This is a genomic window from uncultured Porticoccus sp. (assembly GCF_963975625.1).
Taxonomy (GTDB): domain Bacteria; phylum Pseudomonadota; class Gammaproteobacteria; order Pseudomonadales; family Porticoccaceae; genus Porticoccus.
The window spans coordinates 391411-407899 of the sequence record NZ_CAXBHS010000001.1; the positions used below are offsets into that span (position 1 = coordinate 391411).

The window sequence follows — 16489 nt, forward strand, 5'->3', positions numbered from 1 at the left end:
GAAAACCGGGTTTCTACTAAGTTTGTGCGTGTTTATGACGTGCTGGCTACCGTCAGCATTTGCTGAATTCACCATCGAAATTACCCAGGGCGTTGACAATCCGACCCGTATCGCCATTTCACCGATGACGCTCGGCGGTCGGGCGCTGCCTGAAGATATCAGTAACATCGTTTCAGCGGACCTGGATCGCAGTGGCCTGTTCAATTCGATACCCCGGCAAAACATGTTGTCATTTCCCGCTCGTGAGAATGACGTCTACTTGCGTGACTGGCGGGTTCTCGGTGCAGAATATCTGGTGGTTGGCGATGTGACCGATCAGGGGGGCAGTTACAAGGTGACGTTCAGCCTGATGGAGGTGGCTGGAGGACGCAAGCTGTTTACCAAGGCGGTGGATGGAAAAGCTGCACAGTTGCGAGATATCGCCCACCACATCAGCGATCAGGTGTATGAAACTATCACCGGCATCCCCGGTGCTTTCTCTACCCGCATTGCCTACGTGAGTGCTATTCCCAAGAACGGAAAAATGTCATTTCGCCTGATGGTCTCTGATGCGGATGGTGCCAGAGAACGTTTGCTGTTGGCATCAGACGAGCCGATTATGTCGCCGGCATGGTCCCCGGATGCCAAGGAGTTGGTGTATGTCTCTTTTGAAACAGGTCGGCCGGCCATATTCCGTCAAAATCTTGCCACGGCTGCCCGTGAGCAGTTGACCAACTTCCGGGGGCTCAACGGCGCACCCTCCTGGTCACCCGATGGTCGAAAACTGGCTCTGGTCTTATCAAAAGACGGAAATCCCGAACTTTATACGCTTGATTTGATGACGCGAAAATTTACGCGCGTGACCACGCACTTTGCGATTGATACTGAACCAAACTGGACTCCGGACGGAAAATCGCTAATTTTTACCTCAGATAGGGGCGGAGCGCCACAAATTTATAAGTTAACCATTGCCAGCGGGCAGGTAGAACGCTTAACCTTCGCAGGGTCGTACAATGCCAGACCAAGACTTGCTCCTGATGGGCGCACTTTAGTTATGGTGCACCGCGATAAAGGCGATTTTCATATCGCTTCACAGGACCTGGTTACGGGCGACCTGAGAGTTTTAACACAAACGTATCTGGATGAATCCCCTACAGTTGCCCCGAATGGTGCTATGTTGATTTACGCAACCAAACAAGGCAGCAAGGGAGTACTGGCAGCTGTTTCGCTGGACGCGGGTGTGAAATTTTTACTGCCAGCAACTGTCGGCGATGTCCGAGAGCCTGCCTGGTCACCAAAATAAACAAGCTACATTTTAGTTACAGGAGAATAAAATGAAAAATCAACTGCTCAAGTATGGCGCTTTAATTACCGTTGTGATGGCGCTGTTATCGGGCTGTTCCTCGACCGGTACAGATACAACAGATACAGCGAGTGCCGGCACGTCAGTACCAAGCAGTCAGGTGTCTACAGGTTCGGTATCAACTGACGGCGTTACTGCTACGACATTGGGTACCGATACTGCTGTGCCACGGGTATTCTACTTCGAGTTTGATCGCGCGGTCCTCAATGCCGAATCTACCGCTGCGTTGCGCCTCCATGCAGAATGGTTGCGTGGCAATCCGGTCAATGTTCGTCTGGAAGGCCATGCTGACGAGCGTGGAACCCGCGAATACAACATGGCGCTGGGTGAGCGTCGCGCCAATGCCGTTCGCGATTTCCTTATTTCAGAGGGTGTGAATGGCAATCTGCTGGAAGTGATCAGCTATGGTGAGGAAAGCCCCGCTTCCCTGGATAGCAATGAAACTGCCTGGGCGTTGAATCGTCGCGTAGAAATGAAGTAATCGCGCTTCAGGCGCTGTTGCTGTTTTTTGCAAACGTCCGGTGTCCAACCACCGGACGTATTGTCTTTCTTGGGTAGCGTTTTCCCGTGCCATCGGTAGAGGATATCCCCATGCGTGTGACTGCAGTAGGTATTATTCTTTTCTCTTTCCTGCCCATTGTTGGTTTTGCCGCTGCACCCGTCTCTGAACTGGGTGGCCAGCCCCAAGCTACCTCTCCCAGAGTTGCCCCTGTTCCACCTACTGAACCTGCTCAGACACCCACCTTTAATGGGGGAGCTCAATATCAGATGCAAATGTTGCAGGAAGAAGTTCGTACTCTTCGGGGTATGGTGGAAGAATTGAGCCACGAAATCCGTCAGTTAAAGTCCCGTCAGCTGGATGACTATATGGACCTTGATCGGCGGCTCAGTGCTATTGCAGCCGGTGACTCGTCGGTGACCCCCACCCCAAATCGGGCTGATGGCCCTTCAGCTGAGAGCCCCTCTGCTAACAGTCCCGTTGCCGAAAGTGTCAATTCCGGCACGGATGAAGCAAAGCACTACAGCAATGCCTATGACCAGTTAAAAGCGGGCAAGACTGAAGATGCCATTGCCCTTTTTAAAAAACATCTCACCGATTATCCAGATGGCAAGCTGGTGGCCAACGCGCATTACTGGCTGGGTGAAATTTATCTGCTACAAAACGATCTCGATGCTGCCCGTCAGGCTTTCTCTGCCGTGGTAGAGCAGTATCCAGCAAACCGTAAGGCCTCTGACGCCGCCTTCAAACTCGGCCAGGTGTATTTCCTTATAGGTGATAAAGCGAAGGCCAAATCCCTGCTGGAAGCCTCCGCTGCGGGCAATGATAACGCCGCAACCCTGGCAAAACGCTACCTGGATCAACACTTTTAATCGGATGGCCTCCTGATTTTACAAATGTCGGTTAAACTGCGGCATTGATGACATGCAGTACCTCCCATGAACCCAACGTCTGTTCGCATTACTGAAATTTTCTATTCTCTCCAGGGCGAGTCGTCCACGGTTGGCCTGCCGACGGTTTTTGTGCGACTGACCGGTTGTCCGTTGCGTTGTCATTACTGTGACACGGAATATGCTTTCTACGGTGGCGAGCGTCGCTCAATCGAGCAAATTCTGGAAGAGGTGAGTACTTTTAAAGCTTCGCGGGTGTGTGTCACCGGGGGCGAACCGTTGGCCCAGAAGTCCTGCCTGTCTCTGTTGACAGCGCTTTGTGATAAGGGTTACCAGGTGAGTCTGGAAACAGCGGGTGCTTTATCTATCGCTGAAGTGGACCCTCGAGTGACCAAGGTGGTGGACCTGAAAACCCCTGCCTCTGGTGAGGTGAATCGCAACCTGTATGAAAATATTGCTTACCTGAAACCCTCCGACCAGATTAAGTTTGTAATCTGTGACAGGCGGGACTACGAATGGGCCCGGATGAAGCTCGACGAGTTAAGTCTGCCGGGCTGTGTCACTGACATCCTGTTTTCTCCGAGTTTCGGCCAGCAAGATGCCACTGAGCTGGCAGAGTGGGTGCTGAACGACAGGTTGCCGGTCAGGTTTCAGCTTCAATTGCATAAGTTGTTGTGGAAAGATGCCCCGGGACACTGAATGACTGTGAACGAAAATAACAGAGCCGTCGTGCTGGTATCCGGCGGACTGGACTCAACGACGGTACTGGCGCTGGCAAAAAGTCAGGGGTACAGCTGCTATACCCTGAGCTTTGATTATGGACAACGGGCTCAGGCAGAACTGGCCGCCGCCCGGCGCTGTTCTGAACAGCTGGGTGCCGAGGAACACAAGGTTATTAAACTGGATCTGAGGGCCATTGGTGGCTCTGCCCTGACTGATGACCGAATTGATGTGCCCGAGGAGCAGACCAGCGGCATTCCCGTGACTTATGTGCCAGCCCGCAATACGGTATTTCTCTCCATTGCATTGGGTTGGGCAGAGGTGCTTGGGGCGCAGGATATTTTTATCGGGGTCAACGCGGTGGATTATTCCGGTTATCCAGACTGTCGTCCCGACTACATCGAAGCCTTTGAAAAAATGGCTAATCTCGCCACCAAATCAGGGATTGAAGGGCATTACCTGCGAATCAACAAACCGCTGATTAATCTCACCAAAGCAGAAATTATCCTTCAGGGCACGTTGGCGGGTGTTGATTATGCAGAAACGGTCTCCTGCTATCAGGCGAACGAGCGAGGTTTTGCCTGTGGCCGATGCGATAGTTGCCGGTTGAGAATATCGGGATTTCAGGACGCCGGGTTGCCAGATCCTACCCGTTATATCGGTACAGAATAAACACTTGATTTTTGACTCCCCATAAGTAAGATATGCGCCTCTTCTGAGGGTCGTTAGCTCAGTTGGTAGAGCAGTTGGCTTTTAACCAATTGGTCGCTGGTTCGAATCCAGCACGACCCACCAAATTCAGAAATGCCGGGCTTGTCCCGGCTTTTTTGTGTTTGCCTGTTGCTGGATGAGAACAGAGGTTCGAGCCGAGCGGCGTAAGCCGTGAGACAGCGCCACCGTCGGTGGCGTCCCGTAGGGCGAGCGCAAGGCGCGAGTAATCCAGCACGACCCACCAAATTCAGAAATGCCGGGCTTGTCCCGGCTTTTTTGTGTTTGCCTGTTGCTGGATGAGAACAGAGGTTCGAGCCGAGCGGCGTAAGCCGTGAGACAGCGCCACCGTCGGTGGCGTCCCGTAGGGCGAGCGCAAGGCGCGAGTAATCCAGCACGACCCACCAAATAAATAAAAAGGCCACCCTACTGGGGTGGCCTTTTTATTTGTAGGCGATTTGTTGTGCACTCGTTCGTTAAAGCGTGGTTCGACAAACTCCGTCAGGAGTTTGAGCCGAGCGGCCACAGGCCGCGAAACCCCTAGGGGTGAAAACAGTGACAAACTGTTTTGAGTCAATCCAGCATGACCCACTAAATTCAGAAATGCCGGGCTTGTCCCGGCTTTTTTTGTCTGTGCGTAGGGTAGCGAATAGCCGTGCTTGAACCGCGCGCAATACCGGCCATAGCCAATCTCGGGTGGCGGAGTGGTGATGTTGCATTATTTTAAGCGGGCCTGCGGATTCGGGTCGTGAACGGCGGTTGTTTGTCAGGGTCAAAGTGATCAGACACACTCAGTCAAATTGGCAACAGAGGGATCCAGTATCTATGGTAAAATTCTTGCGTAGTACTTAATTTCGGTTTTTTATGAAAGATCCAAAACTCCATATTGCCAGCGATTCTGATCACCGTGAGGTGGTCGAACAGTACTTGGGTAAACTGCATGAAGAGCCTCGCTACACGCCCGAGCAAGAGGCCGCATATCGGACTTCGATCAAGCGGCTGTTGAAAGAGCGCAATGCAGTTATCGTGGCACACTACTACACAGATCCGGTCATTCAGTCTTTAGCCGAAGAGACGGGTGGGCTGGTCTCGGACTCTCTGGAAATGGCCCGCTTTGGCCATGATCACCCGGCTTCCACTCTGATCGTGGCCGGTGTCAGGTTTATGGGTGAAACTGCGAAAATTCTGAATCCGGAAAAAACGGTATTGATGCCTACACTGGAGGCCACCTGTTCTCTGGATATCGGCTGTCCTGCGGATGATTTCCGTGTTTTCTGCGACAAAAACCCAGACCGCACCGTGGTGGTCTACGCAAACACCTCGGCGGAGGTAAAGGCGCGTGCGGACTGGGTGGTGACGTCCAGCATTGCCCTGGATGTGGTGGATTACCTGGACAGCTGTGGTGAGAAGGTTCTCTGGGCACCCGACAAGTATCTGGGCAGCTACGTGCAGAAAAAAACCGGTGCGGACATGCTGTTGTGGAATGGCAGTTGTATTGTCCATGAGGAGTTCAAGGCCCGGGGGGTGCTCAGTATCAAACAGCTCTACCCCGATGCGGCTATTCTGGTTCACCCTGAATCCCCGGAGGCCATGGTGGCCATTGCCGATGTGGTGGGATCCACTTCACAGCTGATTGAGGCTGCCAGGATCCTGCCCAACCAGCAGATGATTGTTGCCACGGATAGCGGTATTTTTTACAAGATGCAGCAGGCGGCGCCGGATAAAGAATTGATTATTGCGCCCACTGCCGGTGAGGGAGCCACCTGCCGTAGTTGTGCCCATTGTCCCTGGATGGCAATGAATCATCTGGAGAATCTGATGGAGTCCCTTGAGCGCGGCACCAACGAGATTCATGTGGATTCAGCGGTTGGCCGGCGCGCAATGGTGTCGCTGCGGCGGATGCTGGCCTTTCGCGAGCAGCAGTTGGCCGAGTCGTAACCCCCTGCAGCGCCGGGCAGACTGCCTGATTTGCGGCTGCCAAGCCTAGAAGTTTTCCATCTTTTCCTGCAAATCGGCCAGATCTCTCAGCTGCTGGTCAATAATGGCTGTCTCCTGATAATCGTGGACCAGCAGTTTTCTGGCATAACCCAGTTGTTCCCTGGCCTTGTCAAATACTCCGTTGAGAATAAAATATTGTGCGCGAGCCTTGTGTACTCCAGCGATATCGCCCGCCAGGCCACTGACTTCCGCCAACTGAAACCAGACATAGGGTCGATCGGGGTAGCGTTGGGCCAGCTCTTCAAGTACTTTTTCAGATTCGGTGAACTGGTTGGCCTTCAGGTAAACTTCGGCCAGCATCATCCTGAGCGCATAGCTTTTCGAGTTGTGGCGCAAAAGATTTTGCGCTTTCTCGATGGCCGAAATATATTTCCCTTCCCGGCGGTCAATTTCGATATCAGCCAGCAGGTAAGTGAGTCTGTCGGGCGAAGAGGCGATTAATTGATTCAGGTTTTCCCTGGCGTCATTAAAGTTAGCCAGCCCCATGTGAGCCAAAACCAGGCCGTAACGAGAGGCATCCTTGTTGAGGCTATCGCCTTCCAGTTCGCTGTTGAAGCGGTTGAGCGATGCCGCCGCATTTTTTTCGATGGCAATCAGCGCTCGGGCACGCATCAGGTGATATTCAATATTATCGGGATAATGTTTTAACGGAAATTGACTGACGCGGTTTTTGGCGTCTGCAACGCGGTTTTCCGTTAGTGGGTGAGTGAGCAGAAATTCTGGCGGTTTGCTGCCGGTGTAGCGGGTTGCCCGCAGCATTTGCTCGAACATGGCGGGGACCCCTTTCGGATCCATGCCGGCGGCGTAAATTGTCTGGATGCCGAGTCGATCGGCTTCTTGTTCATTTTGACGGCTGTATCGCATGGCACTTTCCATGCTGTGCGCCTGGCTGGCGGTCATAGCGGCCATCCCGGCATCGCCGCCCACGGTGGCGGCTATCACAAGACTGGCCAGCATAGCAGCCATCGTGGTGGTTGCGTTCTTACGCTGTTGTTCGACCCGTCGGGCAAAATGCCGTTGGCTGAGGTGAGCCAGCTCATGTGCCAGTACGGAGGCAATCTGGTGTTCAGTCTTGGCGTAGCGGAATAATCCCGTGTGCACGCCAATAACACCACCAGGAACTGCGAAGGCGTTCATCGATGGATTATTGATCGTCACCAGTGACAGGCGGTGATCTTTTAATTCGCTGTGGGCGGCGAGTTGGTAGAGTAGCTCCTCCAGGTAATCATAGAGCTGGGGATCGTTGTATTCGGAGATCCTGCTGCGGTAGGCTCGCAGCCAGGCCTGCCCGAGTTCAAATTCCTGTTGCTGTGAGATAATGGCCGAGGCAGTGTCGCCCAGGGCTGGCAGTTCAATATTTGCGCTGTGTGCTGGTGCGGTCAGCAGCGCGGTCAGTATTAGCCGGTTCAGAAAAAACATGATGGAGCGTATGTGCACTGCTTGAATATCCATTAATACGTGAAAGTGATGCGTGTGAGAGTGACAATTTCTCTGGATAGTAACGTAACTCTATGACCTAATTCATGCGGATTCGTGCGTTTTCATCTGAAAAAACCAACCACATCGCAGATGTTTCACCAGTCCTTGATGCTCTGGTAATGATTTCGTAATCTGAATTTTGTAATTTTTTAATTGCCCCGACAGGAAAAATGCTATGTGGAAAGTGCTTGGCACTTGGGTCGACCGCTACTTTGGTGAAGAAGAAGCGGTATTGCTGGCTTTGATGCTGGTGATCGCGTTGATCGTTATGGTCACCTTTGGCCAGATTCTGGCCCCTTTTGTTGCAGCCATTATTTTTGCTTTCCTGCTCCAGGGTGGTGTCAATCGCCTGGTTAGATGGAGAGTACCCCGTCTGGTTGCGGTGGTGCTGGTATTCCTGTTGTTTGTCGGTGTATTCCTCACGATTCTTATCGTCGTCCTGCCACTGATCGGACGCCAGGCCGCCAATCTTGCCAGTGAAATTCCGGACATGATACGGCACTGGCAAAGTGTTCTGCTGTTGCTTCCCGAAGAGTATCCTCACCTCATTTCAGAGTCCCAGCTAAAAGAGTTGCTGGGTCAGGCATCAAAGGAAGTGGCGAGTATGGCAGAGCGGCTGGTGAGTTTTTCTTTCAGCACCTTTCCCAGCCTGGTCATCATGATGGTCTATCTGGTACTGGTTCCACTGCTGGTATTTTTCATGCTGAAAGACAAAGATGAGCTGTTGGACCTGCTCGCCTCTATGCTGCCTCAGGAGCGGCCTGTCATGTGGCGGATCTGGCATGAAATGAACCTGCAAATGGCCAATTATGTGCGCGGCAAGGCCATTGAAATACTGGTGGTCGGGCTGGTCAGCTACGTCTTTTTTCTTTTCATGGGATTGCAATATGCTGCTCTGCTGGGACTCCTGGTGGGGTTGTCAGTAGTGATACCCTATATCGGTGCGATGATCGTCACTTTTCCAATCGCCGCCGTGGGTTACTTTCAGTGGGGGTTTGGTTCGGAACTGCTCTGGCTGATGGTGGGTTACGGGATTATTCAGGCGCTGGATGGTAATGTGTTGGTGCCACTACTGTTTTCGGAAGCCGTTAACCTTCATCCCATTGCGATTATCCTCGCGGTCCTGGTGTTTGGCGGCCTGTGGGGCTTCTGGGGGGTGTTTTTTGCCATTCCCCTCGCCACGCTGGTCAAGGCACTTTATAACGCCTGGCCGCGAACTGATTTGCCGAACCCGTTGTCGGAGTAACTTTACCCATAAGATGGAATTCCATGAAAAGACTTGTTGTTGTATTTGTCTGTCTGTTTTGTGTTGCCGGAGCTTACAGTGAGGCGACCTCTTTTTCGCCTCAGTCCTCCAGTGATAGTGATATTGCCCGCAGTGAAAATGATCAGTCTGTCTATCGCCATCTGACATTGCCCAATGCGCTTCAGGTCCTGCTTGTCTCTGATCCCGATGCGGACAAGGCTGCAGCGGCACTGGATGTCTTTGTGGGCAGTTCGCATGATCCTGTTCGACGTCAGGGGCTGGCGCATTTTCTCGAGCATATGCTGTTTCTGGGTACGGATAAATACCCCGAGCCAGACGAGTATCAGGCATTCATCGGCCAGCACGGCGGGCAGCACAATGCCTATACGTCCTTCGAGCACACCAACTATTTCTTTGATATTGACCCGGCACATTTTGAGCCGGCTCTGGACCGGTTTTCACGTTTTTTTGTCGCGCCACTGTTTAATGCAGATTATGTAGAGCGTGAAAAGAATGCAGTGCATTCAGAGTACAAGGCCCGCATCAAAGATGATTACCGCCGCCAGATGGATGTCTACAGCCAGGTCGTCAATCCGGCACACCCGGCAGCCAAATTCAGCGTCGGTAATCTGGATACGCTGGCGGATGAAAAGGGCCAGCTTCGCGAGGACCTGCTCTCTTTTTACGAGGCGCACTATTCAGCCAACCGGATGGCCCTCGTGGTTTTGGCGCCACAGCCTCTGGATCAGCTGGAAGCCATGGTCAGAGACCGCTTTGTCAATGTGCCCAACCATGCCAGCCAGCAACCAAAGCATGGCAAACCACTGTTGGAACCGGGTGAGCCGCCGAAGCTGGTCTCTGTTCAACCCGTTCGTGAGATGCGGGAGTTGTCCATCACCTTTCCCCTGCCGGCAGTGGATCAATATCAACGTGAACAACCGCTCGGCTATCTTGGCAATCTGATCGGTCACGAGGGTAAGGGCAGTCTGCTTTGGCTGTTGAAAAACAGGGGCTGGGCCGAGAACCTGCGGGCCGGCCAGGGTATTTCCGATACCAGCGGCAGCAGTTTCAGTGTGACGGTTGGCTTGACACCGGATGGTTACGCAAACTGGCAACAGGTGCTGTCACTGGTATTCCGTCAGATCGATCTGGTTGCTGATGAGGGGATTGCCCAGTGGCGTTTTGACGAACAGGGCGCGCTGGCAAACATGCAGTTTCGTTACATGGAGCAGGATGACCCGGTGCACAGGGTGAGTCGTCTGGCCAATCGCCTTCATCAATACCCCTACACTGAAGTGCTCCGTGGGCCCTACCGCATGGATCTTTATGATGCCGGGCTGATCGCCGACATGGCTTCCCGTATGACAGCCGATAATGCCATGGTGTTATTGGCTGCACCGGAAGTTGAGACCGATGAAGTGACGGCTCTCTATCAGGTACCCTATAAAGTTGAGCCACTACCGGAAATACAAACAGTGGCGGCGGCCACTGATCTGGCGTTGCCTGGAAAAAACCCCTTTATTCCCGAGCGTTTTTCTCTGAAACATCCGAACAAGGCCGCTGAACCAGGATTGGCTGAGCTGTTGGTCAAGCAGCCCGATTACCGGTTGTGGCACTACGCCGATCATTATTATCGGGTGCCCAAGGCGCAGCTTTATGTGGCAGTCAAGACGCCGGCAGTAGAAGGGGTGCGGAATGCGGCAATGATGGATCTGTATTTGCGGGCAGTTGAATATTCATTGAATGAAACCAGCTATGAGGCAGCTCTGGCTGGTTTGCGCTATGGCATCAATCGCCGTCCAGATGGGTTGGGCTTCATGATCAGTGGTTTTGACGACAAGCTGTCGGTGTTATCAGCTGATGTGGTGGACGCGCTGCTATCCACTGAGCTGACGGATGAGAGACTTGAGTTACTGCGTCAGGAACTGATTCGGAAATGGCGCAACAGTACTCAGGATACGCCCTATATTCAGCTGATGCGCGAAGTCGGGCTGTTGCTCAATACCACTGCATGGCAGCCAGCGCGACTGGCCGATGAATTGGAGAAACTTGATTTCAGCACGTTCAGGCAGTATGTGAAAACGATTTTTAACGGTGCTTCGCTGGAATTGCTGGCCAGTGGCAACCTGCAGGCAGAAGAGGTAAAAGTGCTGGCGCAGTCACTGTCGGAACAGTTGGCATCCAGCAAGCCGGCTGACTGGTTGGCCAGGGGGATTGCCAGGGTGGCGCCTGGGGAAAAAATTAAAGCGCCCATGTCCATTCCGCACAAGGATGCGGGGATTCTCCTTTACTATCAGGGTCGCGATGACTCGGTGGCGGAAGCCGCCCGCTTCATGTTTCTGCGGCAGCTGATCAAATCCCCGTTCTTTCACGAACTGCGTACCGAGCAGCAGTTGGGTTATGTCGTTGCGGCTGTGGATCAGGGCCTGGATAGGGTGCCGGGGTTTGGGCTGTTGGTACAGTCTCCATCGGCACCTCTGGCACGGCTTGAGCAGGCTATTGATCAGTTTCTCGATTCATACGCAGAGCAGTTGGCGGTAATGCCGGCTGAGGAATTTGAGCGCCATCGCGCCTCTATCCTCACAGGTCTGACAGAGAAACCGAAAAGCCTCGCGGAGCAGAGTGGCCGATTCTGGGCTAGCATTGACTTGAGGGATTACCAGTTTGATATGCGTCAGCAATTGATTGCAGAAGTCCAGAGTCTGACACAGGCGCAAATGCTGGAGGTCTATAGGGACGTCGTTGTCGCGGCCGGTTTTTCAATGCAGGTTGATACTTCGGCAGGGGATTTTATGTCGGGGTCTGGGCTGGCTAAAGAGCGGGACGTCTATCGGCTACCCGAAAAAATGTAATAAAACTATTTATTGTTTTTCGGGAAAACTATTAATAATATTAATATATTTCATGTAGTTATAATATTTTTAGAAAAATATATTTATAAGCACCTTTTGTTTTTGCGGTTGAATAAGTATTTTTTGGTAGATAAACTACACAAAATGGCTTGAATCGTCGGGTTAACGGTGTTTTTGGTTACCCGACTGATCAAGTTGCCAGTTACCATAAAAAGAAAGGTATCAATCATGCAAGACGATATGGATCCCGTCGAAACCCGGGAGTGGCTCGAATCGCTGGATTCCGTATTGAAGTTTCAGGGCCCGGAGAGGGCCGCCTATCTGCTTCAGAAGCTGCTGGATCGAGCCACTGCCACTGGGGTCGGCATGCCGCCTGCCATTGTTACCCCCTACAGGAATACGATCCCGGTCATTCGTGAAAAACGCATGCCAGGTGACCTGTTCATGGAGCGCCGGATTCGCTCGATCATCCGCTGGAATGCGCTGGCGATGGTGATGAGGGCCAACAAAAATCCCGATGAGGGTATTGGCGGTCATATTGCCTCTTTCGCCTCCTCGGCCACGCTTTACGATATTGGCTTTAATTATTTTTTTCGGGGCAACGAGGGCGAAGAGCAGGGCGACCTGATCTACTTCCAGGGCCACAGTGCGCCTGGAATTTATGCCCGCTCCTATCTCGAGGGGCGTTTCGATGAAGACATTCTGGATAATTTTCGGCGGGAAGTGGATGGCAAGGGTCTCTCCTCCTACCCCCACCCCTGGCTGATGCCCGACTATTGGCAATTTCCCACTGTTTCCATGGGACTCGGTCCTCTGCAGGCGATCTATCAGGCGCATGTGATGCGTTATATGTCGGCGCGTGGCATGTCTCCGCGTGGCGACCGGAAGGTGTGGGCATTCCTCGGTGATGGCGAGTGCGATGAACCGGAAACCCTGGGTGCTATTTCCCTAGCCGGCAGAGAGCAGCTGGAAAATCTGATTTTTGTGGTGAACTGTAATTTACAGCGTCTGGATGGGCCGGTACGCGGTAATGGCAAGATTATTCAGGAGCTCGAAGGTGTCTTCCGCGGAGCGGGCTGGAACGTCATCAAGGTCGTCTGGGGTCGTCTTTGGGATCCATTGTTTGAGAAGGATCAAACAGGGCTGTTGCAAAAGCGTATGGATGAAACCTGTGATGGTGATTACCAGAACTACAAGCACAATGGTGGTGCCTATACCCGGGAACATTTTTTTGGAGCGTATCCGGAGCTGGAGTCATTGGTTGAAGATCTCAGCGACCGGGACATCATGTATCTGAACCGAGGCGGACACGATCCCTACAAGGTTTATGCCGCCTATGCTGAGGCGCTGGCCCACAAAGGCCAGCCCACCGTGATTCTGGCAAAAACGGTGAAAGGTTACGGGATGGGCGTGGGTGAAGCGTCCAATGATACCCACTCCATCAAGAAGCTTGATCTGGAAGGACTTAAACACTTCCGCGATCGTTTCGGAATCCCGATAGGGGATGATGATCTGGAAAAGGTGCCCTACTACCGGCCACCTGAAGACAGTCCTGAAATGATGTATATGAAGAAGCGGCGCGAGTCGCTGGGGGGGCCGGTTCCCTCGCGGCGGGCAGAGTTCACATCACTTGAGATACCCGCTCTGGAAGACTTTGACAAGTTGCTTGAGGGCAGCGGGGATCGCAAGGTATCCACCACCATGACCTTTGTGCGACAGCTTGGGATGTTGGTCAAGGACAAAAAGATTGGCGAGCGGGTGGTACCCATTGTGCCCGATGAGGCGCGAACCTTCGGTATGGAGGGCATGTTCAGGCAATTGGGCATTTACTCCTCAGCGGGCCAGAAATATGTGCCTCAGGACCGCGACCAGATCATGTACTACAAGGAGGACAAGCGCGGCCAGATTCTTGAAGAGGGGATAACCGAAGCCGGTGCATTTTCCGCGTGGATTGCGTTGGCGACGGCCTACAGCAATTACGATTGCCCCATGATTCCTTTCTACGTGTTTTACTCCATGTTTGGCTTTCAGCGCATCGGCGACTTTGCCTGGGCTGCGGGCGATATACAGGCGCGGGGGTTTCTGATCGGTGCGACCTCGGGGCGAACAACGTTGAATGGCGAGGGCTTGCAGCATCAGGATGGACACAGCCACCTGCTGGCCAATACCGTGCCGAACTGCCGAACCTATGATCCGGCGTATGGTTACGAGCTGGTGGTCATTATTCAGGACGGTTTGCGGGCGATGTATCAGGATCGGGAAAACTGCTTCTATTACATCACCACCATGAACGAAAATTATGAGCAGCCCGCTGTACCAAAGGGGGTTGAAGAGGGTATCGTCAAGGGAATCTACCTGTTGGAAGAGGGAAAGAATACCAAGCTGAAGATTCAACTGATGGGCGCCGGGGCAATCCTGAATGAAGTCCGGGCGGCAGCGGAAATTCTCAGGGATAAATTCAAGGTGGCAGCGGATATCTGGAGCCTGACCAGTGTCAATCAGCTGGCGCGCGATGGGCAGGCGGTTCAACGCTGGAATCGCATGCATCCCGAGAGCGAGCCGAAGATACCTTACCTTACTGCGCAATTGCAGGACAGAAAAGGACCTGTGGTGGTGGCCACGGACTATGTCAAAACCTATACCGAACAGCTTCGCGCCTTTATTCCTGCCAATTACCATGTGTTGGGTACAGATGGCTTCGGTCGCAGTGATAGCCGTGAAAAGCTGCGCCATTTCTTCGAAATTGACCGTTATTTCATTGCGGTGGCGGCGCTGGGTGCGCTGGCCGATGAAGGAAAAATAGAGAAATCCCTGGTTGCCAAGGCTATTAAAGAGTTCGGCCTTGATCCGGATAAAGCCAATCCACTGTGCTGTTGAAAACGAGAATAAACTGTGACTTCTGAAACAATTCTGGTACCTGATCTCGGTGGCGCTGATACGGTCGACGTCATTGAGCTATGTGTTGCGGTGGGTGATACCGTGGCACTGGAGCAATCCCTCATCGTATTGGAGTCCGATAAAGCCACCATGGATGTACCGAGCCCTCAAGCGGGCCAGGTCAAAAAGCTGTTGGTGAAGGAGGGAGACAAAGTCAGTGAAGGGTCCCCCATCCTCGAAATCGAGAAAACGGCGGATGAAACGGATTCAGCAGAAGAGTCAGCCGCTTCGAGAGAGCGGGACGACGCTCCACAGCCAGAAGATAAGGATGAGACCCCTGAGAGTGCAGAGGAAGAAGACTCCGAGTCTGAAGCTGCAGAAAAGCCTGACAACCAGGCCGAGCCCTCTGAGGCTAAAAGCCCGGCCGTTGAAGAAGATGTGCTGGTACCAGATATTGGCGGTACCGATGCGGTTGAAGTCATCGAAGTTATGGCAGACTCAGGAGACCAGCTGGCCGAAGGCGATGGCATCCTGGTGGTGGAAACGGATAAGGCCAGCATGGAATTGCCGGCACCCTTTGCCGGGGAATTAATCAGTGTAGCGGTCAAAGTGGGTGACAAAATCGCCACTGGAGACAAGATTGCCCGCATGAAAATAATGCCGGATTCAGATCAACCCGGCACCACCGATAAGACAGCAGAGCCTGATAAAAAGACAGGCGCGGACAGCGCGTCCAGTCCTTCAGAAAAAAAGGTCGGTTCCGAATCTGACTCCTCTGAAACCGATATTTCTTCTTCCGGTAAAAAACCGGACGTGGCAGAAGCGCCTGTGGCCAGTGAGGAACCCTCCAAACCGGATGCAGCATCGACAATAGAGGATGTCGCAGCAGCCGAGGTTTATGCTGGCCCCGCCTCGCGGGCACTGGCCCGAGAGCTGGGTGTTGATTTGCGTAAGGTTTCCGGTTCTGGACCGCGCAATCGTATTCTCAAGGAAGATCTGCACGAATATGTCAAAAATGCGGTGGCAAAGTCAGAAAATGCTGCTGTCTCCGGTGCAACAGGCGCGGGAATTCCTCCCATACCCACGGTGGATTTCGCCAGATTTGGTGAAATTGAGATGGTGCCGTTGCAGAAAATTCACAAGCTGACGGCTGCAAACATGCAGCGCAGTTGGCTCAACGTACCCCACGTTACGCAATTTGATGAGGCCGATATTACGGAGCTTGAAGCCTTTCGCCATGCACTCAAGGCTGAGGCCGAGAAAAGGAATTCCCGGCTTACCCTGCTGCCATTTCTGCTCAAGGCCTGTGGCCATGCCCTGGCGGTCAATACCTCGTTCAATCGCTCTCTCGCCAGTGATGGCGAACATTTTGTCGAGAAAAAATATATTCATATCGGTGTGGCGGTTGATACCCCCCGGGGGCTGGTCGTGCCGGTGATTCGCGACGTGGATCGCAAGGGACTCTGGGAGCTGACCGATGAAGTCAATGAAATGGCAGTCAAAGCCCGCGAAGGCAAACTGTCAGCCGCTGAGATGCAGGGCGGCTGTTTCACGATCTCCAGTTTGGGTGCCATCGGTGGCAATGGTTTTACACCGATTGTGAATGCACCCGAGGCGGCCATCCTCGGTGTTTCGAAATCCCAGATCAAACCGGTCTGGGATGGAGCAGAGTTTCAGCCGAAGCTGATGTTGCCGCTGAGTGTTTCCTATGACCACCGTATTGTGAATGGTGCCGATTGTGGCCGTTTCTTTACCTGCCTCGTTGACGTGATCGCCGATATACGCCGGTTGTTGCTGTAGGCCCGTCCAGGACTCGACAAAACGTTGTCTTCCCCATCCAGGTTGAGGAAGACAACGTTTTGGAACTGATTGCCCATC

The 16489-nt window shown here is 53.0% G+C and carries 11 protein-coding genes, 1 tRNA gene and 2 other RNA genes; 13 read left to right on the forward strand and 1 reads right to left on the reverse strand.

The window, feature by feature from the left end; genetic code table 11:
• The first annotated feature begins 34 nt into the window (after positions 1 to 34).
• From tolB to nadA, 9 genes are all read left to right on the forward strand, one after another.
• On the forward strand, positions 35 to 1282 hold the full coding sequence (tolB, locus tag AACZ64_RS01855) for a Tol-Pal system beta propeller repeat protein TolB (protein WP_293613691.1): 1248 nt from the start codon (positions 35 to 37) through the stop codon (positions 1280 to 1282).
• A 31-nt stretch (positions 1283 to 1313) separates the two neighbouring features.
• Entirely contained in the window at positions 1314 to 1823 is a 510-nt protein-coding gene (pal, locus tag AACZ64_RS01860) for a peptidoglycan-associated lipoprotein Pal (protein WP_293613692.1), read from the forward strand.
• Between the two features lie 110 nt (positions 1824 to 1933).
• Positions 1934 to 2713 carry a tetratricopeptide repeat protein gene (locus AACZ64_RS01865; protein ID WP_293613693.1) on the forward strand — a complete coding sequence of 260 codons (780 nt, stop codon included), beginning with the start codon at positions 1934 to 1936 and terminating at the stop codon, positions 2711 to 2713.
• A 66-nt stretch (positions 2714 to 2779) separates the two neighbouring features.
• On the forward strand, positions 2780 to 3430 hold the full coding sequence (gene queE, locus AACZ64_RS01870) for a 7-carboxy-7-deazaguanine synthase QueE (RefSeq protein ID WP_293613694.1): 651 nt from the start codon (positions 2780 to 2782) through the stop codon (positions 3428 to 3430).
• Positions 3431 to 4123 (forward strand): 7-cyano-7-deazaguanine synthase QueC, encoded by a 693-nt coding sequence (gene queC, locus AACZ64_RS01875; protein ID WP_293613695.1) that lies wholly within the window; start codon positions 3431 to 3433, stop codon positions 4121 to 4123.
• A 47-nt stretch (positions 4124 to 4170) separates the two neighbouring features.
• Positions 4171 to 4246: transfer RNA gene (locus AACZ64_RS01880), tRNA-Lys, on the forward strand.
• Positions 4247 to 4277: 31 nt separating this feature from the next.
• Positions 4278 to 4406: non-coding RNA, RtT sRNA (locus AACZ64_RS01885), on the forward strand.
• Positions 4407 to 4437: 31 nt separating this feature from the next.
• A non-coding RNA gene (locus AACZ64_RS01890) (RtT sRNA) lies at positions 4438 to 4566 on the forward strand.
• A gap of 457 nt (positions 4567 to 5023) precedes the next feature.
• Positions 5024 to 6097: a quinolinate synthase NadA gene (gene nadA, locus AACZ64_RS01895; RefSeq protein ID WP_293613696.1), complete on the forward strand. Its 1074-nt coding sequence runs from the start codon at positions 5024 to 5026 to the stop codon at positions 6095 to 6097.
• A gap of 45 nt (positions 6098 to 6142) precedes the next feature.
• On the opposite strand, the gene AACZ64_RS01900 is transcribed toward nadA, so the two are convergent.
• Positions 6143 to 7609, reverse strand: a complete 1467-nt coding sequence (locus AACZ64_RS01900; RefSeq protein ID WP_293613697.1) for a M48 family metalloprotease — start codon at positions 7607 to 7609, stop codon at positions 6143 to 6145.
• Positions 7610 to 7811: 202 nt separating this feature from the next.
• On the opposite strand from AACZ64_RS01900, the gene AACZ64_RS01905 reads away from it, so the two are divergent.
• The 4 genes from AACZ64_RS01905 to aceF all read left to right on the forward strand — a co-directional run bounded on the left by AACZ64_RS01905 (position 7812) and on the right by aceF (position 16411).
• Positions 7812 to 8882: an AI-2E family transporter gene (locus AACZ64_RS01905; RefSeq protein ID WP_293613698.1), complete on the forward strand. Its 1071-nt coding sequence runs from the start codon at positions 7812 to 7814 to the stop codon at positions 8880 to 8882.
• Positions 8883 to 8905: 23 nt separating this feature from the next.
• A complete protein-coding gene (locus AACZ64_RS01910) occupies positions 8906 to 11734 on the forward strand; it encodes an insulinase family protein (RefSeq protein ID WP_293613699.1) in 2829 nt (942 codons plus the stop codon).
• 228 nt (positions 11735 to 11962) lie between these two features.
• A complete protein-coding gene (gene aceE / locus AACZ64_RS01915; RefSeq protein WP_293613700.1) occupies positions 11963 to 14611 on the forward strand; it encodes a pyruvate dehydrogenase (acetyl-transferring), homodimeric type in 2649 nt (882 codons plus the stop codon).
• 15 nt (positions 14612 to 14626) lie between these two features.
• Entirely contained in the window at positions 14627 to 16411 is a 1785-nt protein-coding gene (gene aceF, locus AACZ64_RS01920; protein ID WP_293613701.1) for a dihydrolipoyllysine-residue acetyltransferase, read from the forward strand.
• Positions 16412 to 16489: the final 78 nt, after the last annotated feature.

Coding starts and splice junctions, on each gene's coding strand:
- aceE (WP_293613700.1), top strand. CDS start 11,963: ATGCAAGACGATATGGATCCCGTCGAAACCCGGGAGTGGCTCGAATCG.
- AACZ64_RS01865 (WP_293613693.1), top strand. CDS start 1,934: ATGCGTGTGACTGCAGTAGGTATTATTCTTTTCTCTTTCCTGCCCATT.
- AACZ64_RS01910 (WP_293613699.1), top strand. CDS start 8,906: ATGAAAAGACTTGTTGTTGTATTTGTCTGTCTGTTTTGTGTTGCCGGA.
- queC (WP_293613695.1), top strand. CDS start 3,431: ATGACTGTGAACGAAAATAACAGAGCCGTCGTGCTGGTATCCGGCGGA.
- queE (WP_293613694.1), top strand. CDS start 2,780: ATGAACCCAACGTCTGTTCGCATTACTGAAATTTTCTATTCTCTCCAG.
- nadA (WP_293613696.1), top strand. CDS start 5,024: ATGAAAGATCCAAAACTCCATATTGCCAGCGATTCTGATCACCGTGAG.
- tolB (WP_293613691.1), top strand. CDS start 35: ATGACGTGCTGGCTACCGTCAGCATTTGCTGAATTCACCATCGAAATT.
- AACZ64_RS01905 (WP_293613698.1), top strand. CDS start 7,812: ATGTGGAAAGTGCTTGGCACTTGGGTCGACCGCTACTTTGGTGAAGAA.
- AACZ64_RS01900 (WP_293613697.1), bottom strand. CDS start 7,609: ATGGATATTCAAGCAGTGCACATACGCTCCATCATGTTTTTTCTGAAC.
- pal (WP_293613692.1), top strand. CDS start 1,314: ATGAAAAATCAACTGCTCAAGTATGGCGCTTTAATTACCGTTGTGATG.